The sequence below is a fragment of the Pantoea sp. JV6 genome (assembly GCF_025910055.1).
GTDB lineage: Bacteria > Pseudomonadota > Gammaproteobacteria > Enterobacterales > Enterobacteriaceae > Pantoea > Pantoea agglomerans.
In genome coordinates, this window is the sequence record NZ_JAPCIM010000012.1 from 519,244 (window position 1) to 545,359 (window position 26,116).

The following is a 26,116-nucleotide window of genomic DNA, read 5'->3' on the forward strand; positions in this document are numbered from 1 at the left end:
ATCAGACATGACAAGTAGCGGATGAAATTACAAAGCAACGCCTTTCGCGATTACAGCGCCGAACAGAAACTCTTTGTCCGTCGGGCCTTTATCGCCTTCGTCGGTATCTTACTGCTCTCTTCAGTACTGGTGGTTAACCTTTACCACCTGCAGATCCTTCGCTTTGATGATTACAGCACCCGCTCCAACCAGAACCGTATCAAACTGGTGCCTGTGGCCCCCAGCCGCGGCATAATTTACGATCGTACCGGCACGCCGCTGGCGCTGAACCGCACCATCTATCAGGCAGAACTGGTTCCGGAAAAAGTTGATAATCTGCAACAGACCCTGGAAAACTTACGCCCGATTCTTGAGCTGACTGACGACGACCTCGAAAACTTCCAGAAAGAGCGTAAACGCTCGCGTCGGTTCACCTCTATCCCGGTTAAAACCGGTCTGAATGACGTGCAGGTCGCGCGTTTTGCGGTCAATCAGTACCGCTTCCCCGGCGTGGAAGTTAAAGGTTACCAGCGCCGCTACTACCCTTACGGTGCCACGCTGACGCATGTGGTCGGCTACGTCTCAAAAATCAACGATCGTGACGTTGCACGCCTCGACAAAGAGGGCATATGGCCTAACTATGCCGCGACGCATGACATCGGTAAGCTGGGCATTGAAGCCTATTACGAAAATTTGCTGCACGGCAAAACCGGCTTTGAAGAGGTTGAGGTCAACAACCGTGGCCGGGTCATTCGCCAGCTGCATGAGGAGTCCCCTCAGGCAGGCCGTGATATCTATCTGACTATCGATCTCAAACTGCAGCAATATGTCGAGACCCTGCTGGCGGGCAGTCGCGCGGCCGTCGTGGTCAGCGATCCGCGCACCGGCGAAATCCTCGCCATGGTCTCAACGCCAAGCTATGACGCCAACATGTTTGTCGACGGTATTTCCAGTAAGGATTACCGCGGCCTGCTGGAAGATGAAAACCGCCCGCTCTATAACCGTGCGATTCAGGCTGCCTATCCACCGGCTTCGACGGTTAAACCTTATGTGGCGGTCTCTGCCCTGAGTGCTGGCGTGATTAACCGTAATACCAGCCTGTTTGATCCCGGCTGGTGGCAACTTCCTGGTTCAGAAAAACGCTTCCGCGACTGGAAAAAATGGGGCCACGGACGTCTGAACGTCACCAAAGCGCTGGAAGAGTCTGCCGACACCTTCTTCTATCAGGTTGCCTATGACATGGGCATCGACCGGCTGTCGGAGTGGATGAATAAATTTGGTTACGGCAGCCGTACCGGCATCGATTTACCGCAGGAGAGCGCCGGTAACATGCCGACCCGCGACTGGAAACAGAGACGCTTTAAAAAGCCGTGGTATCAGGGCGATACCATTCCGGTGGGGATCGGACAGGGTTACTGGACCGCCACGCCGTTGCAGATGAACAAAGCGATGATGATTCTCATCAACGACGGCGTCGTCAAAGTGCCGCATATGCTGCGCGCCACCCGCGAAGGCCGCACCCTGGTACCTTATCGCCAGCCGCCTGAAGCCCCGATTGGTGATATCCATTCCGGCTACTGGGAAATTGCCAAAGATGGCATGTATGGCGTGGCGAACCGGCCCAACGGCACCGCACACAAGAGCTTCGCCGATGCGCCCTATAAAATCGCCGCCAAGTCCGGTACGGCCCAGGTCTTTGGCCTGAAAGAGAACGAAACCTATAACGCCCATAAAATTGCTGAACGATTACGCGACCATAAATTAATGACCGCGTTTGCCCCTTATGACAAACCTCGGGTCGCCGTGACCATTATCCTGGAAAACGGTGGCGCCGGTCCGGCTGTCGGCACCGTCATGCGCCAGATTCTGGATCACATTATGTTGGGTGATAACAATACAGTCCTGCCGGACGCCGCTCCTGTGCCGCCCGGTTATGAAGGTGAATAAACATGTCGATGCAAGATAGTCCGCAGAAACGTTCGATCTGGATGCGCATCCACATCGATCCGCTGTTTATGCTGATCATTCTCGGCCTGCTGACCTACAGCGCTGTGGTGATCTGGAGCGCCAGTGGTCAGGACCCCGGCATGATGGAGCGTAAACTCGGTCAGATTGCGATGGGGCTGGTCATCATGATTGTGCTGGCGCAGGTACCGCCGCGCGTCTATGAAGGCTGGGCGCCCTATCTTTATATTGTCTGTGTCATTCTGCTGGTGGCGGTGGATGCCTTTGGGCAGATCAGTAAAGGCGCTCAACGCTGGCTCGATCTCGGCTTTGTGCGTTTTCAGCCCTCTGAGATTGCCAAGATAGCGGTGCCTTTGATGGTGGCGCGCTTTATTAACCGCGATGTCTGTCCGCCAACGCTGAAAAATACCGGCATTGCGCTGATTCTGATCTTCCTGCCCACCCTGCTGGTGGCGGCACAGCCCGATCTCGGCACCTCGATTCTGATTGCCGCCTCCGGCTTGTTTGTGCTGTTCCTCTCGGGTATGAGCTGGAAACTGATTGGCGTAGCCGTGTTGCTGGTCGCCGCCTTTATCCCGATTTTGTGGTTTTTCCTGATGCACGATTATCAGCGTGACCGCGTGATGATGCTGCTCGACCCGGAAACAGATCCGCTGGGAGCGGGTTATCACATTATCCAGTCGAAAATTGCTATTGGCTCAGGAGGCCTGCGCGGTAAAGGCTGGCTGCAGGGCACCCAGTCTCAGCTGGAGTTTTTGCCGGAACGTCATACTGACTTTATCTTTGCGGTTCTGGCCGAAGAGTTAGGCCTGGTTGGCGTGCTGCTGCTGCTGGCCCTTTATCTGCTGCTGATCATGCGGGGATTGGTGGTGGCAGCACGGGCGCAGACCACCTTTGGCCGGGTAATGGCGGGCGGTTTAATGCTGATTTTATTCGTTTATGTTTTCGTTAACATTGGCATGGTTAGTGGTATCTTACCGGTAGTTGGCGTGCCGCTGCCGCTGGTCAGTTATGGCGGCTCCGCGCTTATCGTGCTTATGGCGGGATTTGGCATTGTGATGTCGATCCACACTCACCGAAAAATGTTATCTAAAAGTGTCTAAGAGGCTGCAGATGCGTAAGGAATGGCTTGGCGTTGCACTGGCATCACTCGTTCTGGCGGCCTGTACCACGCCGGAACCCCAAAATACGGCGCCGCCGCAACCGGCTTACAATGGACCGGTGGTGGAGATTCCAGGCGTTGAGCCACGTTATGAGCCGATCAATCCAGGCACCAGCCAGGATTACAGCGTGAACGGCAAAAATTATCGCGTCATCAAAGATCCGTCGAACTACAGTGAAGTCGGCCTGGCAACCTGGTACGGCGAAGAGGCGCAGGGCAACCGCACCGCCACCGGCGAAGCCTACGATCCTGATGCGCTGACCGCGGCCCACCCTACTCTGCCGCTGCCGAGCTATGTGCGCGTGACCAATATCGCGAATGGCCGTCAGATTGTGGTGCGCGTTAACGATCGCGGCCCTTACACGCCAGGACGCATTATCGACCTGTCGCGGGCTGCCGGTGACCGCCTGAACATCTCCAACAATTCGCGCGTGCGGGTTGATTACATCAAGGTCGCCCCAGACGGTTCGCTCTCTGGCCCCGGCACCATCGGGACCGTCGTGGCAAAACAGAGCTACTCTCTGCCTGCCCGTCCAGACCTGAGTGGTGGCGCGGTGATGAACGGCGGCAGCTCAGCACCCTCAGAGCCGCCTGCGCAAAATGTTGAGGCCATCAGCAACAGCACGCTGCAAAGCGGTGACAATATGGGCGCGCCGGTGCAGAGCAGCGGCTTTCTTGGTGCACCCCAGCCATTAGCGACCGGCGTACTGGAAGGTAACGAACCGCCAGCCGCCGCACCCGCCAGTTCCGCACCGGCAGTCAGCAATGCTGCTCCCGCAGCAGCCAGCGCCGCGCCTGCAGCCAGCAGTGGTGGTGCCGATGGATATGTGGTGCAGGTCGGTGCGCTGAATGACCCGGCGCGTGCCCAGCAGATGATGAAAAGCCTGAGCCAGCGTTATGGTGTGCCCGGTAAGGTAGAAGACGCGGGCAACAATGTGTATCGCGTTCAGCTCGGCGGTTACGCCTCCCGCGCCGAAGCGGCTGCGCTGCAACAGCGTCTGAGCAGTGAAGGCCAGGCCGCCTCATTTATTACTAACACGCGTCGCTGAACCGTTTATCAGACAGCTGCACGTTACGTCTGCTAACAACCCAATCATCACGTCCGGTGCCAGTTAATCTGGCATTGGGTATGATGAGTGACATTTTCAACCTCAAACTCACGGATGTTGTAGTCCTACACATGAACACGCTGAAATCATCTCGTTTGCTGAAACGCCTGACAGTGGGATCACTGATCGCTTTCTCTCTCAGCCATGCTGCTATTGCTGATGACGTCAATCTCAAGACCATGATTCCGGGCGTGCCGGACATTGATGCCGAAGCGTACGTCCTTATCGACTACAACTCAGGCAAAGTGCTGGCAGAGAAAAACGCCGATGCACGCCGCGATCCTGCCAGTCTGACCAAGATGATGACCAGCTATGTCATTGGTCAGGCCGTTAAAGCGGGTAAAATTCATCAGGACGATATGGTCACCGTCGGCCCGGATGCCTGGGCGACCGGCAACCCGGTGTTCAAAGGCTCCTCGCTGATGTTCCTGAAGCCAGGCGACCGCGTGCCGGTCTCTCAGCTGACCCGTGGGATTGTACTGCAGTCCGGTAACGATGCCTGTGTTGCGATGGCTGACTATGTCGCTGGCAGCCAGGATGCGTTCGTTAATCTGATGAACAACTACGTCAAAGCGATTGGCCTGCAAAATACCCACTTCCAGACCGTCCATGGTCTGGACGCTGAAGGTCAGTACAGCTCCGCGCGCGATATGGCGTTGATCGGTCAGGCGCTGATCCGTGACGTGCCGGAAGAGTATGCTGTCTATAAAGAAAAAGAGTTCACCTTCAATAATATCCGTCAGATGAACCGTAACGGTCTGCTGTGGGATACCAACCTGAATGTGGACGGCATCAAAACCGGTCATACCAACTCTGCCGGCTACAACCTGGTGGCGTCTGCGACTGAAGGCCAGATGCGCCTGATTTCTGCTGTCATGGGCGGTCATACCTACAAAGGCCGTGAAACTGAGAGTAAGAAACTGCTCACCTGGGGCTTCCGTTTCTTTGAAACCGTGGCGCCACTGAAAGCGGGCAAAGAGTTCGCCTCTGAGCCAGTCTGGTTCGGCGATAACGACCGTGTGCAGCTGGGCGTGGAAAAAGATGCTTACCTGACCATCCCACGTGGCCGCATGAAAGATCTGAAAGCCAGCTATGTGCTGACCAACACGGAACTGCATGCACCACTGAAGAAAAATCAGGTAGTCGGCAGCATCAACTTCCAGCTGGATGGCAAGACTATCGAACAGCGTCCGCTGGTGGTGCTGAACGAGATCTCTGAAGGAGGTTTCTTTGGGCGTATCGTTGATTACATCAAGCTGATGTTCCATCACTGGTTCGGTTAAGCGTGGCGGGTGATTGAAAAATCACCCCTTCGCCCCCATTACACGATATTATGTTGCTCCCGCTCAGGCGGGAGCCTGTTTTTTATGCACCGGAGTTAATATGAAAACCAAACTGAATGAGCTGCTCGAATTTCCTACCCCGTTTACCTACAAAGTAATGGGTCTGGCACAACCGGAGCTGGTTGATCAAGTGGTTGAAGTGGTGCAACGCCATGCGCCAGGCGACTACAGCCCTGAAGTTAAGCCGAGCAGCAAAGGCAACTATCACTCCGTCAACATCACTATCACCGCCACCCACATCGAGCAGGTAGAACGCCTGTACGAAGAGCTGGGCAACATCGAAATTGTGCGGATGGTACTGTAATTTACGGGTCGGCAAGGCGCCTCTGCCTGACGGTTTGCCGACGTTATCCTCAGCGTTTTTTCCTTTAGCGGGCTTTCGTTTTGTCAGTTGAAACTCTTCTTGTCCGCCAGTCAGGTCTGCGCGACTGGCAATCTGTCTCCGACGCCATGCATCACTATACCGACCAGCGCAACGACCAGAGTCGTGATGAAATCTGGCTGGTTGAACATCCTCCGGTCTTCACTCAGGGTCAGGCGGGCAAAGCAGAGCATCTGCTGATGCCAGGCGAGATCCCGGTGGTGCAGAGTGACCGTGGGGGTCAGGTCACCTATCACGGGCCGGGACAGCAGGTGATGTACGTCCTGATCGATGTGAAACGCCGTAAGCTCGGCGTACGCCAGCTGGTGACCATTCTGGAAGAGACGGTTATCGCCACCCTGGCAGAGTTTGGCGTCAGCGCCCGCGCCCGTGCTGATGCACCTGGCGTCTACGTCGGGGAAGAGAAGATCTGCTCACTGGGATTACGCATCCGTAAAGGCTGCTCGTTTCACGGTCTGGCGCTGAATGTTGCTATGGATTTGTCGCCCTTCCTGCGTATTAATCCCTGTGGTTACGCCGGCATGAGCATGACCCAGTTGAAAAATTTCCAGCCAGAGGTGACGACGGAGCAGGTACACTCTCCGCTGGTCAGCGCGTTTGCACGGCTGTCAGGTTATGAAAATGTTGAATGGATTTCAGGGGATCTCCCTGTTAAACCTTAACGCAGAATGCGAATTTACAAATATGTAACTTATCCGCGCTGACTGTGGCTGCTTCGCAGGCGATGTGATGATATAATTTTTGCACTTTTTTCAAATAAAGTTGAAAGCAGCCTTCCCGGTTTGAGTGGGAACGCTTTCAAATCGCAATCCGACCGGAACCTGCTGATTTATGAGTAAACCAATTCAGATGGAACGCGGCGTCAAATATCGTGACGCAGACAAAATGGCGCTGATCCCGGTGAAAACCGTGGCTGTTGAACGGCAGGAGATGTTGCGTAAGCCGGAATGGATGAAAATCAAGCTGCCAGCTGACTCCAGTCGTATTCAGGGCATTAAAGCCGCGATGCGCAAAAACGGGCTGCACTCAGTCTGTGAAGAGGCATCCTGCCCTAACCTCGCCGAATGCTTCAACCACGGCACCGCCACCTTTATGATCCTTGGCGCAATCTGTACCCGTCGTTGTCCGTTCTGCGATGTGGCACATGGCCGCCCCAATGCCCCTGACGCTAACGAACCCGCTAAACTGGCGCAGACGATTGCCGATATGGGCCTGCGCTACGTGGTGATCACCTCGGTTGACCGCGATGATTTGCGTGATGGTGGCGCACAGCACTTTGCCGACTGCATCAGCGCGATTCGCGAAAAAAATCCGACGATCAAAATCGAAACGCTGGTGCCGGACTTCCGTGGCCGTATGGATCGCGCGCTGGAGATTCTTACCGCGACGCCACCGGATGTGTTTAACCACAATCTGGAAAACGTACCGCGCGTCTACCGCCAGGTGCGTCCGGGCGCGAACTATGAGTGGTCACTGAAGCTGCTTGAACGTTTCAAAGAGGCGCATCCTCATATCCCAACAAAATCGGGTCTGATGGTGGGCCTGGGCGAAACCAATGCCGAAATCGTTGAGGTGATGCGCGATCTGCGTCGCCACGGTGTCACCATGCTGACGCTGGGCCAGTATCTGCAGCCGAGCCGCCACCACCTGCCGGTTCAGCGCTACGTCAGCCCGGCTGAGTTCGATGAGATGAAAGAAGAAGCGATGGCGATGGGCTTTACCCATGCCGCGTGCGGTCCGTTTGTCCGCTCTTCCTATCACGCGGATATGCAGGCCAAAGGCGAAGAAGTGAAATAAGCACGCTTTTGCTTCAGGAAGCCCGAAAAACAAAAAACCAGACTGGAAACAGTCTGGTTTTTTTATCTGTGCCTGAAATAAAAAGTAACAGTTATTTGCAGCAAATAACCGATTAATCTTTATGAACGACGCGTTCTGCCGGCACGTCTTCAGCCGCAGTTCGGGTTGCGCTGGTATCTTCATCTTTCATGGCTTTTTTAAAGCCCTTGATTGCGGAGCCCAGATCGCCACCCAGTGAGCGCAACTTGTTGGTACCAAAAAGCAGTACGATAAGCGCACCGATAATCAGCAGCTTGGCAATACTGATACCTTCCATATTTAACCTTTCAACTTTATCGAATCACGGTGACTGATATTTACGCGCAGTTTGCCTGCGGCGACAACTGGAATCTGTAACAGAGTAAGATCTCAGATAAAGCGACTAAGGAACGCCTGGGTGCGCGGATGCTGTGGATTCGCGATCACCTCTTCAGGCGTGCCCTGCTCCACCACCACCCCCCCATCCATAAAGACCACGCGATCGGCGGCTTCCCTCGCAAAGCTAATCTCATGAGTCACCACGATCATCGTTAATCCCTGGTCGGCCAGGGTACGCATGGTCGCCAGCACTTCGCCCACCAGTTCCGGATCGAGCGCGGAGGTCGGCTCATCAAACAGCATCAGCTGCGGCTTGATCGCCAGCGCCCGCGCAATCGCCACACGCTGTTGCTGTCCGCCCGAGAGGTGACGTGGCCAGGCGTCCGCTTTATCGCTTAACCCCACCGTCGCCAGCAGCGATCGGGCATGGGCCATCGCCTCCTGACGCGGGAATTTATGCACGCCGATGGGCGCTTCAGTGATGTTCTGCAGCACGGTCATATGGGGGTAGAGATTGAACTGCTGAAACACCATGCCAATTTTCTGGCGCTGACGGGCGATCTGGCGTGGCGACAACCGGTGCAGCACATGCCCTTTAAGTACATACCCGATCTGCTCATCACCGACCCGAATCGATCCGGCGTTCATCTCTTCAAGATGATTGATGCAGCGCAGAAACGTGGATTTACCGGAACCAGACGGCCCGAGGATTACCACTACTTCACCGGGCCAGACATCAAGATCGATTCCTTTCAGAACCTGATTGTCGCCGTAATTTTTCTGCACGTTGCGGGCGCAGACCAGGGGTTCACGCTGACTCATTGCTCCTCCTGCTGGGGTTGCACGTTAGCGGCGACGGCGGCGCGTCTGGGGGCGGCGCTGGCCACCCGACGAGTACCACGCGCGTAGTAACGCTCGATGGCGGACTGGCCCAGATTGAGGATCGAGGTGATCAGCAGATACCAGATCACCGCCACCATCAGCATCGGGATGATCTCGAAGGTACGGTTGTAGATGGCCTGCACCGAATAGAGCAGATCGCCCATTGCGATCACGCTGACCAGCGACGTCGCCTTGATCATGCTGATCAGCTGGTTGCCGGTGGGCGGAATAATCGACCGCATCGCCTGCGGAATAATGATGCGCCGCAGCGCCCGTGAACGACTCATGCCAAAGGCCTGTGTGGTCTCTACCTGACCGTTATCCACCGACAGCAGACCGGCGCGAATAATTTCCGCCATATAGGCCGCTTCATTCAGCGCCAGCCCGGCAATAGCAGCTGTCAGCGGCGTAATCAGATCGTTGGTATTCCAGCTGGCCAGCGTGATATCGGTCCACGGCAGCGTCAGCGACAGCGCCGGAAACAGCGTAGAAAGGTTGTACCAGAAGATCAGCTGTACCAGCAGCGGCGTGCCACGAAAGAACCAGATATAGAGTCCGGCAACGCCGCGCAGCAACCGGTTCTCAGAGAGCCGCCAGACGCCCAGCAGCAGACCGAGCAGCGTGCCGAGTACCATCGACACCACTGTCAGCCCCAGAGTGACCTGCAACCCTTTAAGCACGGATCCTTCAGTAAACCACTTGAGCACCACCTGCCATTCAAAGTTAGGATTGGTCGCCACCAGCCACAACAGATTGGTGCCGATCACCAGCACTAAAATCCAGCTGATCCAGCGTCCGTAAGTGGGGGCGTTGCGAGCGAACGCCACGTCGCGCAGCTGTGCCTCGCCTCTGTCACCGCTGTGCAGATGGCGCGGCGGGCTCATTTGCTGGCCTCTTTCGCCAGATTCAGTCCGGGTGCGGTGGTCATGTTGCCCTCAAGCTGCCACTTTTTCATGATGGCCGCATACGTCCCGTTCTGATACAGCTCTTTGTAGGCATCCAGCACCACCTGACCCAGCGGCGAGCCTTTCGGCACCACCGTGCCCTGGAAAATATCGCCAAAGCCGTTTTTCTGCCCTTTGCCCGCTAGCTCAAGCTGCCCTTTCGCCTGATTAACAAAGTAAGTCAGCGGCGCCTGTGATGAGAAGAACGCATCGGAGCGTTTAGAGCGCACCGCCAGAATTGATGAAGGCTGATCGGTAAAGGCCTGCACCGTCACGGCCGGTTTCCCGTCGGCCACACACCGGTCTGACTGCTTACGGATAACCTGTTCCGCAGAGCCAGCGGCCATAACGGCAATGCGCTTGCCGCAGGTGTCGTCCAGCTGATTGATTCTGGCCGGATTGCCCTTCTGCACGCCGAACACCACGAACTCCTGCACAAAATCGATGAAATCCACTTTCTGCTGACGGTCCGGATAATCACCAATCGGCCCAATCGCCAGCTGATAACGACCCGCATTGATGCCGGTGAGTACGCCTGATAAACCACTCACCGTTGCATGCTCGATCTTCACACCCAGCAGTTGTGCCAGTGCAGTCGTTAATTCGGCCGACGCGCCCTCCATTGAGTGCGGGCCATTCACAATTTCATAGGGCGGAAATGAACCGTTATTCACTGAAATCATTTTGCCCGATTTTTTGATCTCATCCGGCAGCCTGTCATGCAGGGCCTGGTCAACTTTTTGCACCGGAATAGCGTCGGCAGCCTGCGCCAGGGATGCAGTCAGCCCCAGCGCCACGATTAAGGCGGTTGCTCTCTTCGTCATAATGGATTCCTGGTTCAGCGGATCAGTTGAGTTCGGGACGGGCAAAGCGCCGGTTTTCCAGTACCGGTAGCACCCGGCGGGCATAGGCGACGCGCTCAGGATCGAGATCGGCAAACAGCAGCGCCGGCGATTCCGCCGCATTCGCCACCGCTACGCCCAGCGGATCGACCACCAGACTGTTGCCGATATTGCGCGGGCCACACTCCCCCACCGCCACCATATAGCAGGTGTTCTCCAGCGCGCGGGCACGGGTAAGCAGTTCCCAGTGCATCTCTTTCAGCGGACCTTTAACCCAGGCGGCAGGCAGCACCAGCACCTCTGCACCATCCAGCACCAGCCGACGCGCCAGCTCAGGGAAGCGCACGTCATAGCAGGTCATTAATCCGACTTTCATACCCGCGACCTCAATCAGCGGCGGAATGACGTGGCCGGGATTGACCCGCTGCGACTCCTGCATCGCAAAGGCATCGTACAGATGCAGCTTTTCATAGGCGGCGATGATCTCACCGTTGCGGATCGCTACCAGCACGTTGAGCGCTTTTTGCTCGCCGGTGGGAACGTGAATGCTCATCATGGTGGTCAGTGCATTCTGCTTGCTGGCGACCAGCAGCTGGCTCAGAAAAGGGCCATCCAGCGGCTGCGCCGCCTTCAGCACTAAATCGGGGTCGGCTATATCACGTGCCAGCACCCCTTCCGGCAGTACCAGCAGATCGGCGCCACCTTCTGCCGCCCGCTGCATTAAGTCCAGACAGATACTGGCGTTCTCCTGCCATTCGCGGCTCACCGCAAATTGTCCCAGTGCTACTTTCATCATTTCTCTTCTCCCGCAGCGGCCGGAAACATTGCTTCCGGCGTCAGTACCTGGTGAGTCAGCCCTTGCTCATAGAGCTCACGGCCAAAGTCCGCAATCATCTTTCTGTTAACGCTAAAACCATTCTGATTCCAGTCAGCGGGCAATTCCTGCGCAGTGCGTCGCAAATCGTCCAGCAGCCACGGCGTGGTGTCGGCATATTTCTCTCTTTTCTGCATCCACAGCCGGTAAGAGCGATCGATGACCTCACTTAACGCCGCAGGCAGCCACGGATGCGCCGCCGCCAGTGCCGGTTTAAGCGCCAGAATGTGGATGCCCGGCACATAGCCGACACGATTAAAGTAGTCCCGCTCCGCCTGATAAAAATCGGTCTGCAGCTGACGTAATCCCGAACCCGGCAGGAAAAAGCCCTCCGGCATAAATGGCGTGAAGATGGCATCCAGCTCACCCGCCTGCAGCATCTCTATCAGCGGTCGTTCGTCAGGCGCGGGTTCAATGCGGCCCGGGCGGCCAAATCCCGCCAGCCGATCGACAATCGGATGATCGGCAGTAAGACGACCGGCATACCAGAACACATCATCGATTTCGACGCCTGCTTCACGCAGCACCGTGCGTGTCCAGGTATTGCCCGAATCCTGCCAGCCGGTGACGCCGATTCTCTTACCTTTCAGCTGCGCAGGCGTGGTGATGGGGCTGCTGCTGGTTGTGATAATGCAGCGCTGGCGGAAGCCGCGCATCAGGAAGTGCGGCAGGCCAAGCAGTGTTTCGTCTCCTCTGGCCCGGCCCTGAGCATAGCGGCTGAAGGAGACTTCGCCCGCGTCATAGTCGGGGCTGGTCGCCAGATCATTCACAAGTGTGCCGACGCGGTCGATCTGCAGTTCAAAACCTTCTGGTCTGATATCGCCCAGCGCCAGCGGGGTGAAGTAGTCCCAGTCACGTACCGCCAGTCTGATGAGTAGCCTTGCCATGATCTCTCCGTTTACGCTGCACCGTCGGGACGGGGCATAAAATAGTGCTTGAATTTGATACTAGATCCGGAATACTTACCTGAACAATCATTAATTTGTTACTGAACAAAGTATTTTCTTATGACAGAGAGCGTCGACCTCAACTGGTTTTGCAGCCAGATAAAATCGCCTTCAGTGAAAGGCATTGCACAGGCAGCCTCCGCGCTGATTCGTGACGGACAGATCGCGACAGGTATGCAGATGCCTGCGGTGCGGGAGATAGCGGAGCAGCTGGGTGTCAGCCCGGCAACCGTTTCTGCTGCCTGGGCGCAACTCAGAAAGCAGAAAGTGCTGGCGGGCAAGGGGCGCAGTGGTGTCTGGGTCAGTAGTAATACGGTGATGCCGCGCCCGATTCGCTTTGAGAAGATCGGCAACTACGGCGATAACATCCGCGCCGATCTGACCCTCGCCGCGCCCGACCCCGCCCTGCTGCCTGACCTGCAGCGTGCGCTGCAGGCGGCCCTGCACTCACCGCAGCTCAACAGCTACACCCGTGAAGCGATTTCCGCGCCGCTGCTTCAGGCGATCGTGCCGCGCTGGCCCTATGCTGCAGAGGCGTTTCTGGCGACAGATGGCGGTTTTGACGCGATGAATCTGCTGGTGCAAACCCTGGTATCGCCGGGAGACCGCGTGATTATTGAAGATCCGACCGCGACCCGGCTGCTCGATATACTGGATAACGTCGGCGCAGAGATTCTGCCGCTGGCGTGTGATGATCAAGGCCCGCTGCCAGAGGTTCTTTCTCTTCTGCTGGAGCAGGCACCGGTAATGTTGATCTATCAGCCCCGCACCCACTCGGCCACCGGGAACAGCATCAGCCCGGCGCGACGTCAGGCAATGGCGCAGGTTCTGCAACAGAGCAACACACTGATCGTTGAGGATGATGGTATTGGCGATCTCTCCGCGGAGGCGAGCTGGAGCCTGGGTTCAATCTTTCCTGAGCGCACGCTGCACATCCGTTCGTTTTCCAAAGCCTATGGACCGGATCTGCGACTGGCAGTGCTCTCTGCCACCTCGGAGATGGTCAGGCGCATTCAGTCATGGCGAAATTTTGGCGTCAGCTGGACCAGCCGCATTCTGCAGGATGCGGTGGCGTGGCTGCTGGAGGATGAGGAAACGCAACGGCAGATCGCCACCGCACGCGCGACCTACCGGCAACGGCGTGAAGCGTTGCTCGCGGCGCTGGCACAGCGTGGGCTTGATCTGCCGCTTCGCGACGGATTAAGCCTCTATATTCCGGTGACTTCAGAGCAGTTTGCCATGATCACGCTGGCTGCCCGCGGTATTGCGGTCGTGCCAGGCGAGCGCTGTCGGCTCGGCCCAACCCAATTTATTCGCGTCAGTATCGCCAGCCTCAGGGATGAACAGCGGGAGATGATTGCCGGGGCGCTGGTCATCGCCAGCGGACGGGAATTTAACTCGCTTGCAGATCTTTGATGAGATAACAGGGGGATTCAACATAGCCTTCACGGGCGTAGAACTGGTTCGCCTTGAGACGTGACTGATGGCAATGGACTTCCATGCGATCGCAGCCACGACGAGCCGCCAGCATTTCGGCATGCTGAATCAGCTGCTGGCCGACGCCTTTACTGCGCTCACCTTCTGCAATGCAGAAATAGCTGATGCGGGCGAAATCACCGGCCAGCGCCAGCTGAGGAATAAAATGTAAGGAGAGAAACCCCAGCACCTGACTGCCATGTTCAGCCACCAACAGCGCTTCACTGGGATCGCTGCATAACTGCGCCAGGCGCTGTTCAATAAAGCTTTCAGTGCCGCCGTAGCCTAACTCGCTCAGTAATGCACTCAACGCAAAACTGTCTTTCAACTCTGCCTGACGTATGTTCATCCTGCCTCCTCACTCACCGGGTTCTGTCGCACAGTTATATAGCGTCGCAAGCCAAAAAGCTGCATATCGGGTTGTTATAAATATGTTACGGTTATTTAGTGTGAACCGTCGCGCAGTTTGTGCGGCAACACGCCGAGAGTGAGAGTACGACAGGGGGGATGAAGCGCAGATTACAGCCATAAAAAAACCCGCCATAAGGCGGGTTTTTAGAATTCTGACTGTTAACTTACAGACTGATAACGTTAGCAGCAGATGGGCCTTTAGCGCCGTCGGTGATTTCAAACTCTACGCGCTGACCTTCAGCCAGAGTTTTGAAGCCGTTGCTCTGGATTGCAGAGAAATGTACGAATACATCTTTGCTGCCATCTTCAGGAGTAATGAAACCGAATCCTTTAGATTCATTAAACCACTTAACGTTACCTTTGATCTTAGACATCTATATTACCTTTACATGAAAAATGGACACTAAACTGTGTCGGGGTCTAGTACAGCAATTGCTGAGGGATTTGTCCAGCATGATTTGATGAAAAAGTGATAAATATCGACATTCTGTACATCCATCACACTTTCCTGCTTTTCGACTTGCGAAACATCGCTCAACGCGTATCAGGCGCACAGCGGGTATCGGTCGCTAACCTGCTGGAAACGAAACCCTTTTTAATTTTAAGCGGTTACGTTACTGACGTTAAAAAGAAAAATCTGATTAAGATATATTCCTGTTCTTAATGACGTTTACGCCGGTAAAAGGTCAATTTTTTTCTATCATCCGGACGGTAAGTCCCATGACCTTAAACCCGTTTTTCTGCTTTTTCAGGCCTGCGTCCTGCCAGTGGCTATTTATTGTACGACAAATCTTAAATCCACTGGCGCAGATCCCGCTCCCTCGTCAAAAAAAATGAGTCGGCTGTGCCATTATCATCAGTCATGGCAGGCTATTCGCGGATATTTTAGCCAACAACTAATAAACACTGATCTGGATCAATGAAATGCTTTTTAGTGGCCGAATGCGCATTTGGCAACAAACAATCAAAAGCATAAGAAACTACTTTTCTTATCGCAGTGCGAAATAATATTGCCGCGCAATAGATAAAGTCCGCTTAACCTGTCAGGCACAGGCATCCGTTAATGCTGAGTAAAAGGAGGGTGAGACACAGGATGGTGATGAAGATACGTTGCGGTCAATGTGGAAGCGCCCGATTCGTTTTTACTGATTACCGCGAGGGCCAGCGAAACTTTCATGGTGCCTGCTGCGCATACTGTAAGAAACCTCTGGGCTCACAGGATCTGCTGCCCAATACGCCGATGGATCCCATTACAGACGCTCTGTTGGCCAGCCAGAAAACATTGCGGGCACCTGATTAGGTGCCCGCTGTTGCTGAAGCGTTAACAGATATCAGAAAATCAGTTTGAACACCCCTGTCAGGGTCAGTAAGCCAACGATAAAAATGATCGCAATAATCCACAGAATAATTTTCATTTCCTTTCCCCTCACCAATTAAACACTTTTTCTGTAAGCATTATAGACAGGAAAAAGCGCCCTGCCGCTTCACTTACGGCTCAACTGGTCATAAGTTCATCAACCCTGAGCTTTATTTAAATTCTGAGATAACGATCGCAACACCACTTTTTAACGGCTCTCTTTCTTCGTTTTACAGAACACTCCTGGCTAAAATTTAGGCGGCAAGGCAGGCCTCAAGAGTGATCAGATTGAAAATGAGTCGCGAGGAGATCTTATGAGCACGATTAATACCAGCATGGGCCGCTACAGCCTCAAGGCAAAAAACAGCGGTAACCACATCAAAGGGACTTTCGCCATCAACGATGAAGGCGGCACGCAGCTCTCTCTGCAGGAGTTTGACGAGCACTACCTTGATGATGTGGTGAATAACGTTATCTACCCCGTTACCGGTGGCAACCGTGACATTGCACACGCGCTGCGGGAACAGATGGTGAAAGCCGGTTTTGAACCGCCTCATTAATGTGGCAGATTCAGACTGAATCTTCTCTGTCAGGCCGCACCTTGCGGCCTTTTTTATGCTGTCTGTCCCGCACATCCCGGTTTAACCGGCAGCAGGGGCAGCAAGCGCGACGGGATGTTCAAAGCTCAAAGAGGCAGCGGGAGAGACGCGAAAGCGGAGAGCCGCTGGCAGGCTTGCCAGCGGCCAGAGGTTAAATCGCCCAGGAGAGCAGCAGGCAACCCACCAGACCACAGACCGAAATAATGGTTTCCAGCGCCGACCAGGAGCGGATGGTTTCGCCAATCGTCAGGTTGAAATACTCTTTGAACAGCCAGAAGCCCGGGTCGTTAACGTGCGAGAAGATCACGCTGCCGGACCCTACGGCGATGACCATCAGTTCCGGGCTGGCGCCGCTGGTAACAATCAGCGGTGCCACAATTCCCCCGGCGGTAATGGCCGCTACCGTGGCAGAACCCAGAGCAATACGCAGCACCGCGGCAATCGACCAGGCCATAAAGATTGGCGACAGCTGAGTAGAATGCATCATGCTGGCAATATATTTATCCACACCGCTGTCCACCAGCACCTGTTTGAAGGCACCGCCACCGCCGATGATCAACAACATCATGGCGATGATTTTGATCGAGTCGGTCAGGGTATCCATGACCTGTTCCATCGTGCGACCGCGATTCAGTCCAAAGGTGAAGATCGCAATCAGCACCGCAATCAGTGTCGCCATCACCGGGTCGCCAAAGAACTCCGCATAGGGCAGCAGCACATGGCCTTTAGGCAGCAGCATCTCCGCCACCGCACGCAGCGCCATCAGCACCACAGGTACCAGTGCCGTCCAGACGCTGACGCCAAACCCAGGCATTTCCGCCTCGGTAAAGGTTTTCGGGTTATAGAGACCCTCAGGAATCGGTTTGTCGATGCCTTTCAGGAAGCGGGCGTAGACCGGACCCGCCAGAATCACCGTAGGAATACCCAGCAGCGTACCAAACAGCAGCGTTTTACCCATGTCAGCGTTAAACAGCGTCGCGATTGCGGTCGGGCCAGGATGCGGCGGAAGAAAGCCGTGCGTCACTGACAGGGCAGCCGCCATCGGCACCCCGACATAGAGCAGCGGCACACGTGCCGACGCCGCCACGCTGAACACCAGCGGCAGCATCAGTACAAAGCCGACTTCATAGAACAGCGCAAATCCAACGATAAAACCGGTCAGCACCAGCGCCCACTGAATATGCTTAGTGCCGAATTTTTCAATCAGGGTAGTGGCAATACGCTGCGCACCGCCGCAGTCGGCCAGCAATTTACCGAGCATGGCACCAAAGCCCATGATCAGCGCCAGGCTGCCCAGTGTGCCACCCACGCCCGCTTTGATTGAGGTAATCACTTTATTAACCGGCATGCCCTGCATCACACCGACCGCCAGCGCCACCAGGATCAGCGCGATAAATCCATTAAGCTTAAAGCGAATCATCAGCAGCAGCAGTAACGCGACGCCAATCGCCACATAGAGTAATGGCATAGCTTTTCTCCACCTTGTGCACTGAACATCATTCAGTGTCGGTTTATTATCATGATCCCCTGAGGGCTACAAAACAGTGCGCTGTAAGATGTTTACACATCCCGACAAACGCTGTTACCGATAACATGTTAAGGGTAACATCAGCAGGAAAGCACCACCCCGCCGGGGGTGAATTTCTGTTTTGCGAAGGTGATCAACTTTTTGCCAATGCGTTATCAGAAAGTTTGCCAGTCCCGGCGCCTTGCTTTTCGTTACACTCAGATTTTAGCGAAATGTAAAAAGGATGCGCTGGTGAGTGAGAACCTGAGTGAGCTGTACAGTAATCAACGAACCCTCTTTGGCCGGGGCAGCCTGGATAAACTGGTGCCGCTGCTGGCCGCCCGGTCACAGCCTACTCTGCTGTTTTGTGGACAATCTTTTCTGCAAGGCCCCGCATATGCCCGGCTAAAAGCCGGACTCAACGATCATATTATTGGCTATGAAATTGTCAGTCATGAAGCCTCACCCGCCGAGATTGATGGCTGGGTTGCGCGCTGGCGCGGTCATGTCGATCGGGTCGTCGCGATTGGCGGCGGGAGCGTACTGGATGCGGCGAAAGCATTTAGCGCGATGGTACAACACCCGTTGCCAACCGCCCGCTATCTGGAAAAAGTGGGTGACACCGCGGTTCAGCCCATCACATTGCCGCTGATTGCTATTCCGACCACTGCCGGCACCGGCAGTGAAGTGACGCAAAATGCGGTAGTGACTGACCAGCGTGACATTCAGATAAAAGCGTCACTGCGCCACCCGGTCTTTGTGCCGGAGGTGGCAATTCTCGATGCCGATCTGCTGAAAGGTGCGCCTGACCGGGTGCTGGCAACCTGCGGTATTGATGCGTTTACCCACCTGTTCGAAGCGTATCTCTCCGGCAAAGGCAACCTCTTTACCCGACAGCTGGCGCTGACCGGCCTGCGTCAGTTTGTTCATGCCTGGCCTGCACTTAATCGTGAGGATGCTGCTGGCGACGAGGCACGGGAAGCGATGATGATGGCGTCGTGGCTGGGCGGTGTCAGTCTCAGCAGTGCGGGTCTGGGGGTGATCCACGGTATTGCAGGGGAACTGGGCGCAATTAAGCCGTTCCATCATGGTGAAGTGTGCGGACGTCTGCTGTTTCCGTTCCTGGATCTGTTGTCCGACAGCGAACAGCCACTGCAGCGTAAGCTGATGGCGGAACTGCACCCGCAGCTCTTCAGCGAAACTACGGACTCACCGGCGCAGTTTCTGAAACAGTGGCTGCAGCAGCAGGCGATCACCCCATTCTGGCAGGATGGCCCTTCACTGAGCCGCGCCGAGGTGGAGTGGATTCTGGCGCGAGCCAACAGCAAAAATTCGCTGGTGAATTACAGCCGCGAACAGATGCAGATGATGATCGCGCAGGCCTGGGAAATCACGGCGTGATCAGGAGCCGCGTTGCCCGCATTCGCTGACCAGGCACAACCGGGCCTGCCAGCCTCGCCCGGCTTTGCTGCTCCTCAGCGCTATCCTGTTGCACCCGCTCTCTGAGCCAGGCGGCTGGCTGAATCACGGCGCTGACCGTCCTGGCTTAATCGCAGCGCCAGACGGCTAAGCCTGCGTGGCGCTAAAAGGCCCCTCACCTGCCAGCATCTGCTCAATCACCTGCAGCACGCCCTGCTCGTTGTTAGAAGGCGCGGCATAGCGTGCCGCCTGTTTCACCCGCTGTGGCGCGTTGTCCATGGCAAAACTGAAGCCAGACTGTCTGAGCATCTCCAGATCGTTACCGCCATCACCAAAGGCCAGCACCTGGTCGTGCGCGATCCCCCAGCGTTGTGCCAGCAGATCCAGACCATGCGCTTTATGATTCCCCGGCACGATCAAATCCACCGAGCCGTGACCGCTTGAGGTCGCTGCCACCCGCCCCTGATGCAGACGTTCAATATCCGCCATCAGTGGCTCGATATAGTCATCAGAGAGATTCAGCGCGAACTTAAACAGCCGGTCATGCTGCACCTCATCCAGATGATGAATCGGCCTCAGCCGGTGACAGTAATGGCGCATCTTCTTCAGCCAGTTCTCTTCCATGCCGTCGAAGTACCAGGCGCTCTCCCGGCCACACAGCAGGTAACGCAGACCCGGATAGTCGCCGTTTTGCAGGGTGTCGATTACCGCGTCAACATCGCGGCGTTCAAAGGCACCACAAAACAGTTCCTCATCACGATCGATAATCCATGCGCCGTTTTCGGCCACAAAGGCGATATCGCTGGCGATCTCCGGGAAGAAGGATTTGAGCTGGTAATACTGATTGCCGCTGGCCACCACAAATTTGATGTCACGGGCGGTGAGTTGCTGATAGCAGTCGAGAAAGCGGGATCGATTGTACTGCTTGTTATCGTCCAGAAAGGTGCCATCCATATCTACCGCAACCATCTTAACCGTCGTCATCATGACTCCTTACACAGGGAATTTTCAGCGTGGAGTGTCAGGATAGCCGCTGGCGCAGCAAAACGGAAAGAAAGAGGGATGGCCGCAGCCATCCCCTGGGGATCAGTTCACGGCGCTGTTCAGCACCAGCGCAGTAATTACCCCGGTTGCAGCAGCAATCAACACATAGTTGCCGTCGATGTTTGCCCAGTGATAACCGCGCGGTGGTTCACGCAGACCGCGCTCATGCCAGTCGGCTACGCGATAATGGTCGCCGCGGTACGCCTGCGGGACAGGATGCCCGCGACGGAAGTCGTGTCCCTGCCAGGCGAAATGGTCGCGATCATTACGTGCCTCTCTGCCCCGACCGTTGTTGTCCTGATCCGGGCGATGATTGACGCTGTCATGACGGTTGTTGCCACGCTCCTGATTCTGGTCAGAACCGCGATTGTCAGCACGATGGTCACCGTTCTGATGCGGCACAGGCTTGCGGTGCGCGTCATCACGATCGTCTGCCCGTGAGGCCTGAGAAAAGAGTGTGCTGCATGTCAAAAGTGAAGCGATAAGCGTTAATGTTGTTTTTTTCATGATACTGCCTCCGAAAATAACGGCTGTTCAGGCACCGTTGATCGGCATCATGGCAATAATTGTGGCGGGAGACATCTGTAAAAGTCTTAAAATCCGGTAACTTACACACTATTACGCTTGCTTAGCGCTTTCTTAACACAGGACATGCGATGACAACGTTGCTGACGCAATCCAGAGGTTAACCGGGCAACCTGCGCTGTCTGAAAATCACGCTCTGGTTGACGGATGATGGCCGATAAAAAGTCAGGATGCTGAAACGCACCCTGACATTTTTGCGGTTATGGCGTGCTGAGGATCACTGGCGCATCCGGTAACCCGGTAAAGTGCGTCACGATGTGGTGGTAATCAGCCGTCGGGTCCAGATCGCGGAACACTTCCGGATAGAGATCTTTTGCCAGAATTTCCATGCCGATAATGTTGTAAGGGTGATTATAGAAATGGTGATAAACGCCATACACCCGCTTCTGTTTCACCGGTTCGATCTGCTCCAGACCGGTGCGGCTCTGCAGGCGGTTAAAGGTGGCGGTCACGTCGGTCTGACTGGCACCGTAACCAAACGGCAGCACGTTACTGTTCGGGCGTTTAGAGCCGGTCATGATATAGACGTCCGGCTTCATGGCGATAATCTTCTCCAGCGACACAAATCCTGAGCTGCCGGGCAGCAGTGCAGAACCGATATTCTTGCCACCGACCGCTTCCACCAGCGCGCCCCAGCCGTTATGACCGTGGGTAAAGCAGCAGTTATCGCTGTTACCTGCAATCGGTTCAATAAACACGGTTGGCTTGTGCGGCACCTGCGCAATCTTCTGCTGAAGCATCTGCCAGTGCTGCTGGTAAAAATCGGCGTAGGCTTTCGCCTCGGCTTCGCGATTCAGAACGGTGCCCAGCACTTTCACGCTCTTCAGGGTGTTCTCTTTCGGATGAAGTTCAACATCAAGGAACAGCACCGGGATATGGAGATTTTTCAGGGTAGCAAGCACGCCTGACTGCGTCAGGGCCGGTTTGGCGCGCAGCTGCGCAATCATCAGATCGGGCTGCTTCGCCAGCACGCTCTCCAGATTGACCTGCCCCTGATCGTTAAAGCCCATATCAACAATCGATGCCGCCTGCGGCCAGCGCTGCTTCAGCAGGTCCCAGGTCTGGGTATCCTGCTTTTTCGGCAGGTTGTTCCAGGCAACGACACGCTGAAACGGGTTCTGGCGATCCAGTAATGCCAGCGCCATCACGTCACGCCCATCCTGTAAAATCACATGCTGCGGCTCTTTTTGCAGCGTGATTTTCTGACCATCCATATCGGTCACCGTGACCGGATAGGTGGTAGCCGCACAGGCGGTTGACAGTAAAAGTGTGGTGGCAGCAACTATCCCGATTTTCATTTTTCTCCTGTCCTTTTAGGGAATAATAATTATTCGCGTTAACTCTACCATGCTGATAAGTACCAAATGTAACTATTGCTAACCAGATGCGTCTGAGAGGCGGCATTAACAACGCGGCAGCGGGCTTAAATCAGGGAGCGATATCGCTGAATACGTGGAGGTGCACGGAGAGAATGGCGAAGGGCGGGCAGAATGGCAGGCGCATCCCAGGGGGATTGAGATGCGCCTGTTGCGCTAAGTGTTACTTCACCAGCGAATAGAAGATTGCGGAGATGGCAATCAGTCCGATCAGCACCACAAACAGGTTGCTGATGTGACCGCTGTACTTCCGCATCGCGGGTACCTTCTGGATAGCGTACATCGGCATCAGGAACAGAATCATCGCAATGACCGGCCCGCCAAGCGTCTCAATCATGCCGAGAATATTGGGGTCCAGCGTCGCCACCAGCCAGGTCGTCAGCAGCATAAAGAGTCCGGTCAGGCGATTCAGTCTGGCGGGCGCGATGGTTTTGCCGCGACTGCGCAGCGCCTTATTAACCATGCCGTTAAATCCTTCGCGCGCACCAAGATAGTGACCGAGAAACGATTTCGTGATCGCCACAATGGCAATCAGCGGTCCCAGCCAGGCGATCATCGGCACCTTAAAATGGTTCGCCAGATAGGAAAGAATGGTGATGTTCTGCGCCTTGGCGGCGTGTAAATCTTCAGGCGACAGGCTCAGCACGCAGCTGAAGACAAAGAACATCACCGTCACCACCATCATCAGGTGCGAGCAGGCCAGAATGCGCGAACACTTTTTCTCTGCGGCATCGCCATACTCTTCCCGCTTTGCCAGCGCGAATGAAGAGATGATCGGCGAGTGATTAAAGGAGAAGACCATCACCGGAATCGCCAGCCACAGCGTCATCCACAGGCTGCTGCCCGCGGGCTGAACGTTCAGGGTCGAAAGCACAGCGCCGTGCCAGTGCGGGATCAGATAGCAGGCCATCAGCATCAGCACCGCCACAAAGGGATAAACCAGCACGCTCATCGCTTTGACAATCATCTTCTCGCCGAAACGCACAATGGTCATCAGTCCGACAATCAGCAGCAGCGACAGCAGCACACGCGGTGGCGGCACCAGGCCGAGCTGATTCACCATCAGGCTCTCAACCGTGTTGGTGATCGCTACGCTGTACATCAGCAGAATCGGGTAGATAGCGAAGAAATAGAGCAGCGTAATCAGCTTGCCCGCACCAACACCAAAATGCTCCTCGACCACCTCGGTGATATCCCCGGCCGGATTTTTACCGGAGAGAACGAATCGGGTCAGGGCGCGGTGCGCAAAAAAGGTCAGCGGAAACGCCAGTATCGCCATAATGATCAGCGGGATCAGCCCGCCGACGCCAGCATTGATAGGCAGGAACAGCACACCCGCCCCAATCGCCGTGCCGTATAAACCCAGCATCCACATGGTGTCGGTTTTACGCCATCCCGTATCGACGTCACTCTCAAGCGCGCCCAGCGTGCCAGTTTGCGTGGTTTTCATCAGATCTTCCGTTTTAAAAGCCGCCAGTAACCTGAGCCGTCAGGCAGGCAAATGTCCGCCCCACTCTGCGCCTCAGCTGCAACCGGATCAGTCAACGTGATGCTGACCCGCCCGTGCATAGGTAATCGATTGCGTGCGCCACTTTTTACACTACCTGACGATAAAAGTTCAAGCCGTGCAGATAAACTCGCATGGATTGCTGAAAAAACCGTCAGGTTGTGCAAAGTGACTGCGCGGCGATCATGCCATCTTTGTGGCGGTTTTACCGCCCCTAAAAAGGTGATCCCTGTAACGGTTCAGCGCAACGGGCTACGCTTAAACAGATTCTGTCGCGATCACGCCGACAGGTGCACTGGAGAAGAGAATGAAAATTGCCTGCCTCGGATGGGGATCGTTAATCTGGAAAGCTGGCGCACTGCCGGTGGCCAGTCAGTGGCATCATGATGGTCCTGAGCTACCGATTGAGTTTGTGCGCATCGCTGACGGCGGCGAGCTGTCGACCGCGATCTGCCTTAACGCCAGCCCGGTGCCGGTGTACTGGGCCTGGCTGAATACCGCCTCACTTGAGAGCGCCTGCCGCGCATTGCGCCTCCGTGAAGCCATTCCGGACAGCCGTATCGATGGCATCGGGATGATGACGGTGACAGCGACCTCAGCGGGACCACTGGCAGAGTGGGCTAAGACCAAAGGCATAGAAGGTCTGATCTGGACCGGTCTGCCTGCCCGCATGGCGGGTGTCGAAGGCCAGATCCCGACGCTGGACGACGCGCGGCACTATCTGCAGCAACTCACCGGTGAAACGCGTGAGCATGCCTGGCACTACATCGAACAGGTTCCGGCACAAATCGACACGGTTTATCGTCGTGCGTTTGCCGACCTCGCTCTCTGGCAACCCGAAACCCGAGCCGTAACGGTCGCCACAACGCAGGTTCAGCCGCCCTGTCAGCCCGGCTGAAACTGACCAGCCTGCTGCACCGCTCTGCTTACTCCTTAAAGGATTACTACACTTCAGGCAGGTTTCGATTTCAGGTTTCCTGAGTCTTTCCCGTGCGTGGCCACGCCTTCTGGTCTGGCCGCCGTCCCCTAATCATCAGGAGATGAACAGATGAAAGCATTAACTTATCACGGCCCCCATAAAGTCAGCGTCGATAACGTTCCCGATCCCGGTCTGGAAGCCGCAGATGACATTATTCTGCGTGTGACCGCCACCGCTATTTGCGGTTCAGACCTGCACCTTTACCGCGGCAAAATCCCCGGTACCGGGCACGGAGATATCTTTGGTCATGAGTTTATGGGCGAAGTGGTTGAGACAGGCAGCGCAGTGACCGCCGTGGCCAAAGGCGATCGGGTGGTGATCCCGTTTGTTATCGCCTGTGGCGACTGTTTTTTCTGCCTGATGAGCCAGTATGCTGCCTGTGAAAATACCAACAGCGGACGGGGTGCCATCCTGAACCGGAAAAACATCACGCCGCCCGCAGCCCTGTTTGGTTTCAGCAAACTCTATGGCGGTGTGCCTGGTGGACAGGCGGAATATGTCCGGGTGCCGAAAGCCAATACCGGCCCGTTTAAAGTGCCGTCGGTACTGTCGGATGAGAAAGTGCTGTTCCTGTCAGACATTCTGCCCACCGCGTGGCAGGCGGTGAAAAACGCCGAGGTGAAACCCGGCTCCAGCCTGGCGATTTTCGGTGCCGGACCGGTTGGCCTGCTCAGTGCCGCCTGCGCCCGACAGCAGGGTGCCGAACAGATCTACATGATCGACCACAACAACTACCGCTTAAACTTTGCCCGCGAGCGCTACGGTGTTATCCCGATTAACTTCGATGAGATCGATGACCCGGCCGGCTGGATTATCGAACACAGCACCGGCAATCGCGGTGTGGATGCGGTAATTGATGCAGTAGGATTCGAGGCAAAAGGCAGCATGACCGAAACCGTGCTCACCAATCTCAAACTGGAAGGCAGCAGCGGTAAAGCGTTGCGTCAGTGTATTGCCGCAGTAAGGCGTGGCGGTATCGTCAGCGTGCCGGGCGTCTATGCCGGATTCATTCACGGCTTCCTGTTTGGTGACGCCTTTGATAAAGGGCTGACCTTTAAGATGGGACAGACCCACGTACACGCTTATCTGCCCGACCTGCTGAAGCTGATCGAACAGGGCCATCTGACGCCGGAAGAGATTGTGACCCACCATCTGCCGCTGGAAGATGCTGCGCGTGGCTACGATATTTTCGCCAAACGCGAAGAGGAGTGCCGCAAGGTGATTCTGGTGCCTGGCATGGCTGCGACACAGGCCACAATATAATTTCACAACG

At 55.6% G+C, this 26,116-nt stretch carries 25 protein-coding genes; 12 read left to right on the plus strand and 13 right to left on the minus strand.

Going from position 1 to position 26,116, the window contains the following annotated elements:
- The first annotated feature begins 21 nt into the window (after window positions 1-21).
- The 7 genes from mrdA to lipA all read left to right on the plus strand — a co-directional run bounded on the left by mrdA (window position 22) and on the right by lipA (window position 7,737).
- Window positions 22-1,926 (plus strand): peptidoglycan DD-transpeptidase MrdA, encoded by a 1,905-nt coding sequence (gene mrdA / locus OK412_RS12750; protein WP_010258971.1) that lies wholly within the window; start codon window positions 22-24, stop codon window positions 1,924-1,926.
- Window positions 1,927-1,934: 8 nt separating this feature from the next.
- On the plus strand, window positions 1,935-3,047 hold the full coding sequence (mrdB, locus tag OK412_RS12755; protein WP_010258973.1) for a peptidoglycan glycosyltransferase MrdB: 1,113 nt from the start codon (window positions 1,935-1,937) through the stop codon (window positions 3,045-3,047).
- A gap of 10 nt (window positions 3,048-3,057) precedes the next feature.
- On the plus strand, window positions 3,058-4,155 hold the full coding sequence (gene rlpA, locus OK412_RS12760) for an endolytic peptidoglycan transglycosylase RlpA (protein ID WP_033756879.1): 1,098 nt from the start codon (window positions 3,058-3,060) through the stop codon (window positions 4,153-4,155).
- A gap of 131 nt (window positions 4,156-4,286) precedes the next feature.
- Entirely contained in the window at window positions 4,287-5,498 is a 1,212-nt protein-coding gene (gene dacA, locus OK412_RS12765) for a D-alanyl-D-alanine carboxypeptidase DacA (protein WP_010258977.1), read from the plus strand.
- Window positions 5,499-5,598: 100 nt separating this feature from the next.
- On the plus strand, window positions 5,599-5,862 hold the full coding sequence (gene ybeD / locus OK412_RS12770; RefSeq protein WP_003854030.1) for a DUF493 family protein YbeD: 264 nt from the start codon (window positions 5,599-5,601) through the stop codon (window positions 5,860-5,862).
- Window positions 5,863-5,942: 80 nt separating this feature from the next.
- Window positions 5,943-6,602 carry a lipoyl(octanoyl) transferase LipB gene (lipB, locus tag OK412_RS12775; RefSeq protein ID WP_029519432.1) on the plus strand — a complete coding sequence of 220 codons (660 nt, stop codon included), beginning with the start codon at window positions 5,943-5,945 and terminating at the stop codon, window positions 6,600-6,602.
- 169 nt (window positions 6,603-6,771) lie between these two features.
- A complete protein-coding gene (lipA, locus tag OK412_RS12780; RefSeq protein ID WP_010258979.1) occupies window positions 6,772-7,737 on the plus strand; it encodes a lipoyl synthase in 966 nt (321 codons plus the stop codon).
- A 112-nt stretch (window positions 7,738-7,849) separates the two neighbouring features.
- Here lipA and tatE read toward each other — a convergent pair whose 3' ends face one another.
- The 6 genes from tatE to OK412_RS12810 all read right to left on the minus strand — a co-directional run bounded on the left by tatE (window position 7,850) and on the right by OK412_RS12810 (window position 12,523).
- Window positions 7,850-8,053, minus strand: a complete 204-nt coding sequence (gene tatE, locus OK412_RS12785; RefSeq protein ID WP_010671272.1) for a twin-arginine translocase subunit TatE — start codon at window positions 8,051-8,053, stop codon at window positions 7,850-7,852.
- Window positions 8,054-8,145: 92 nt separating this feature from the next.
- Window positions 8,146-8,916: an amino acid ABC transporter ATP-binding protein gene (locus OK412_RS12790; RefSeq protein WP_010258981.1), complete on the minus strand. Its 771-nt coding sequence runs from the start codon at window positions 8,914-8,916 to the stop codon at window positions 8,146-8,148.
- Complete coding sequence (locus OK412_RS12795) at window positions 8,913-9,860, minus strand: amino acid ABC transporter permease (protein WP_264353225.1); 948 nt, start codon at window positions 9,858-9,860, stop codon at window positions 8,913-8,915. The genes OK412_RS12790 and OK412_RS12795 overlap by 4 nt, the downstream gene beginning before the upstream one ends.
- Window positions 9,857-10,744, minus strand: coding sequence for an ABC transporter substrate-binding protein (locus tag OK412_RS12800; protein ID WP_061704241.1), 888 nt, complete (start codon window positions 10,742-10,744; stop codon window positions 9,857-9,859). Before OK412_RS12800 ends, OK412_RS12795 begins: the two co-directional genes overlap by 4 nt.
- Window positions 10,745-10,766: 22 nt before the next feature.
- The gene (locus OK412_RS12805) at window positions 10,767-11,555 is read right to left on the minus strand and encodes a deaminated glutathione amidase (protein ID WP_010671269.1); all 789 of its coding nucleotides are present in this window, start codon (window positions 11,553-11,555) and stop codon (window positions 10,767-10,769) included.
- Entirely contained in the window at window positions 11,555-12,523 is a 969-nt protein-coding gene (locus tag OK412_RS12810) for an ABC transporter substrate-binding protein (RefSeq protein ID WP_033756873.1), read from the minus strand. The genes OK412_RS12805 and OK412_RS12810 overlap by 1 nt, the downstream gene beginning before the upstream one ends.
- 120 nt (window positions 12,524-12,643) lie before the next feature.
- Here OK412_RS12810 and OK412_RS12815 point away from each other — a divergent pair, with 120 nt between their 5' ends.
- The gene (locus tag OK412_RS12815) at window positions 12,644-13,999 is read left to right on the plus strand and encodes a PLP-dependent aminotransferase family protein (protein ID WP_167429900.1); all 1,356 of its coding nucleotides are present in this window, start codon (window positions 12,644-12,646) and stop codon (window positions 13,997-13,999) included.
- Here OK412_RS12815 and OK412_RS12820 read toward each other — a convergent pair.
- On the minus strand, window positions 13,977-14,408 hold the full coding sequence (locus tag OK412_RS12820) for a GNAT family N-acetyltransferase (RefSeq protein ID WP_010258992.1): 432 nt from the start codon (window positions 14,406-14,408) through the stop codon (window positions 13,977-13,979). The two genes, OK412_RS12815 and OK412_RS12820, sit on opposite strands and share 23 nt — an antisense overlap.
- 226 nt (window positions 14,409-14,634) lie before the next feature.
- Window positions 14,635-14,844: a transcription antiterminator/RNA stability regulator CspE gene (gene cspE, locus OK412_RS12825; protein ID WP_006118399.1), complete on the minus strand. Its 210-nt coding sequence runs from the start codon at window positions 14,842-14,844 to the stop codon at window positions 14,635-14,637.
- 1,297 nt (window positions 14,845-16,141) lie between these two features.
- On the opposite strand from cspE, the gene OK412_RS12830 reads away from it, so the two are divergent.
- On the plus strand, window positions 16,142-16,387 hold the full coding sequence (locus OK412_RS12830; RefSeq protein WP_010258994.1) for a hypothetical protein: 246 nt from the start codon (window positions 16,142-16,144) through the stop codon (window positions 16,385-16,387).
- Window positions 16,388-16,577: 190 nt separating this feature from the next.
- Here OK412_RS12830 and gntT read toward each other — a convergent pair whose 3' ends face one another.
- On the minus strand, window positions 16,578-17,894 hold the full coding sequence (gntT, locus tag OK412_RS12835; protein WP_010258995.1) for a gluconate transporter: 1,317 nt from the start codon (window positions 17,892-17,894) through the stop codon (window positions 16,578-16,580).
- Window positions 17,895-18,185: 291 nt separating this feature from the next.
- Between gntT and OK412_RS12840 the strand changes: the two genes are divergently transcribed.
- Window positions 18,186-19,334: an iron-containing alcohol dehydrogenase gene (locus OK412_RS12840; RefSeq protein WP_223565623.1), complete on the plus strand. Its 1,149-nt coding sequence runs from the start codon at window positions 18,186-18,188 to the stop codon at window positions 19,332-19,334.
- Window positions 19,335-19,499: 165 nt separating this feature from the next.
- Here OK412_RS12840 and OK412_RS12845 read toward each other — a convergent pair whose 3' ends face one another.
- The 4 genes from OK412_RS12845 to OK412_RS12860 form a co-directional block, all read right to left on the minus strand.
- Window positions 19,500-20,336, minus strand: a complete 837-nt coding sequence (locus OK412_RS12845) for a Cof-type HAD-IIB family hydrolase (RefSeq protein ID WP_264353263.1) — start codon at window positions 20,334-20,336, stop codon at window positions 19,500-19,502.
- A gap of 102 nt (window positions 20,337-20,438) precedes the next feature.
- Window positions 20,439-20,903, minus strand: coding sequence for an RcnB family protein (locus tag OK412_RS12850; protein ID WP_264353226.1), 465 nt, complete (start codon window positions 20,901-20,903; stop codon window positions 20,439-20,441).
- Between the two features lie 278 nt (window positions 20,904-21,181).
- Entirely contained in the window at window positions 21,182-22,279 is a 1,098-nt protein-coding gene (locus tag OK412_RS12855) for an ABC transporter substrate-binding protein (protein ID WP_022626064.1), read from the minus strand.
- 241 nt (window positions 22,280-22,520) lie between these two features.
- On the minus strand, window positions 22,521-23,807 hold the full coding sequence (locus tag OK412_RS12860; protein ID WP_010671264.1) for an HAAAP family serine/threonine permease: 1,287 nt from the start codon (window positions 23,805-23,807) through the stop codon (window positions 22,521-22,523).
- A 364-nt stretch (window positions 23,808-24,171) separates the two neighbouring features.
- Here OK412_RS12860 and OK412_RS12865 point away from each other — a divergent pair, with 364 nt between their 5' ends.
- The gene (locus OK412_RS12865) at window positions 24,172-24,762 is read left to right on the plus strand and encodes a hypothetical protein (protein WP_163640627.1); all 591 of its coding nucleotides are present in this window, start codon (window positions 24,172-24,174) and stop codon (window positions 24,760-24,762) included.
- Window positions 24,763-24,912: 150 nt separating this feature from the next.
- The gene (locus OK412_RS12870) at window positions 24,913-26,106 is read left to right on the plus strand and encodes a zinc-dependent alcohol dehydrogenase (RefSeq protein WP_045140685.1); all 1,194 of its coding nucleotides are present in this window, start codon (window positions 24,913-24,915) and stop codon (window positions 26,104-26,106) included.
- The last annotated feature ends 10 nt before the right edge of the window (window positions 26,107-26,116 follow it).